The following is a 214-nucleotide window of genomic DNA, read 5'->3' as shown; positions in this document are numbered from 1 at the left end:
CCCCACACATCAACCCGCCCCACACTCCCTCACCCCCGAATTCCCGGTCCATCACGGTCTGCTTCAACTCCCCCACCTCCCCCACCACACCCTCATCTTCACCCACCACTCCACCCCCCACTTCCCCCCCCTTCCCCCCCACATCTCCCCCAATCCCCTCACCTTCCCCCTCCGTCATCTTCTTCGCCACCCGCCCCCACACCCTCCCCTCCTC

Annotated in this window: 1 protein-coding gene; it reads right to left on the bottom strand. The window is 66.8% G+C overall.

Annotated features, from left to right (window positions below; all coding sequences use genetic code 11):
* Nucleotides 1-190, bottom strand: a 190-nt coding sequence (locus tag FS507_RS18360) for a hypothetical protein (protein ID WP_222121497.1), incomplete at its 3' end; no start/stop codon positions are given.
* Nucleotides 191-214 lie beyond the last annotated feature (24 nt).

The organism is Corynebacterium glyciniphilum AJ 3170 (assembly GCF_007673095.1).
GTDB lineage: Bacteria > Actinomycetota > Actinomycetes > Mycobacteriales > Mycobacteriaceae > Corynebacterium.
Note: the sequence above shows the minus strand (reverse complement) of the source record. Positions and strands in the feature narration are given on the sequence as shown.